At 28.0% G+C, this 1640-nt stretch carries 2 protein-coding genes and 1 pseudogene; all 3 read right to left on the bottom strand.

Annotated features, from left to right (window positions below):
* Positions 1–247: 247 nt before the first annotated feature.
* The gene (locus OYV_RS03770; RefSeq protein WP_042068365.1) at positions 248–1105 is read right to left on the bottom strand and encodes a hypothetical protein; all 858 of its coding nucleotides are present in this window, start codon (positions 1103–1105) and stop codon (positions 248–250) included.
* Positions 1106–1133: 28 nt separating this feature from the next.
* Positions 1134–1412 (bottom strand): hypothetical protein, encoded by a 279-nt coding sequence (locus OYV_RS03765; RefSeq protein ID WP_236620287.1) that lies wholly within the window; start codon positions 1410–1412, stop codon positions 1134–1136.
* A gap of 109 nt (positions 1413–1521) precedes the next feature.
* Positions 1522–1640, bottom strand: a pseudogene (locus OYV_RS04890) (effector); the annotation flags it as partial.

Genomic DNA, 1640 nt, shown 5'->3' with positions numbered 1-1640 from the left:
TTCTTGTTTTTGAGTTAAATCATGTTCTAAATTAGCTTTTTGAGTTTCTAAAGTTAAACTATTAATTTTTTCTTGTTGGAGTTGAATTTCTAATAAATGTTTGGCTTTGATGATTTCTTCAGGAGTTAGTTGGTTAGTTTCATTTGTTTTGTTAGTTTCTTTTAATTCCTCACCAATTAGTGGTGTTTGTTGGAGTTGTTCTTGTTGGAGTAAGGTGGGTTCAGTTGTTGATTCAACTGAACCTTTATCAGGGATTGTTAAGGTTACCAGTTATTCTTTCTTCTTGAGTCGGATTATCTATAATTGATGATAAAGGGCCTGCTGTATTTTCTTGAGTTAGGTTATCTATAGTTGGTAATTCATTATTTGGTTGTTGTTGAATAGATGGGTTTTGGAAGATTGGTGTTGGGGGATTTTCCATTTTATTAGTTAATTGTTGTGGTGGATTAGGGATTTTGGTTTCTTCTTGATAAAATTGGTAAAGTTCATAAGCAGTTGAAGCTAAAGAAATCCAAAATAAAGCTTTACTACCAATTTTAAGGATTTTACCGCTAACATTCGCTATTTTGGAAGTAGCTTTTTTTTGAATGATGGCTTTAGTGCTTTTTTTAATGGTTTTTTTCTTGCCACTTTTTAACCAATTACTGATTTTCACAAGTCCAAAACAAATTCCGACGACGCTTAGAGTAGTTGTTAGATAATAACCTATTTTCTCTTTTAGTGAAAGAGTATGATTAGGATCTTTATCATTACCTGTTACTTTATTATAGATATACTCGATAACTTTACGAATTGGTTGAGTTGCTTTATCGTATAACACTTTAGTTTTAGCCACGGCGTTACCCGTAAAAGCGGTGATTTGATTTAAAACTTCAGGAAAGAATTTAAAAAGAGTCCAATAAATCGCCCCACCAATTAATAATAATGGGATGCACCAAATGAGGATTTTAAAGAAAGCTTTAGCTATTTTAAGCCACCAGTTTTCTTTTTTAGTTTGAGTTTCGATAATGATTTTAGGAGTTGGATTTTTTCTTTTGATAATTATTTTGTTAGATTTATTGTTTTTGGATTGATTTTTAGTGTTTTTATTTGTTTGTTTCGCCATATGATTTTACTCGCTTTCTTTTTTGGATTTATTTTGATTTATTATCATTTATTAATTTATCTATTTTTTCATTAATTTTTTGAAAATTACTTTGGGTTTCTTGTTGGAATGCCTCCATTTCTTTTTCAATAAGATTAATTTTTTGTTTTAAATAATTATTTTGATGATTAACGTTTTCTTTTAAATGTTGGTTATGAAGGTTAATATATTCTTTAAAATTATTATTATTGAAATTATAGATGATAATTGTTGTTAAAGTAAAAATTATTAAACAAATATAAGGTGAATATTTTTGAATAATTTTCATTTTGTTTTCTCCTTTTTTGGTTTTTTTATTCGTTTTAATGGCCTTACCATTATTGTGTGTAAAATAAAAAAGACTCTAATTTAGAGTCTTTTAGTTGGTTAAAATATTTTTATTTATTATTTTGAGATTTAGTGTGATGTTTGCCTTGGTAAAGGGATAAAGTTTTACGGACAGGGTTAAAGTGGAGGTGAAAATTAGTTAATTCAAAGTTAGAGTCGGAAACATGTG

It is taken from the genome of 'Chrysanthemum coronarium' phytoplasma, assembly GCF_000744065.1.
GTDB lineage: Bacteria > Bacillota_I > Bacilli_A > Acholeplasmatales > Acholeplasmataceae > Phytoplasma > Phytoplasma asteris.
The sequence above is the reverse complement of the archived record's forward strand: the minus strand, read 5'-3'. Positions and strand labels throughout refer to the sequence as shown.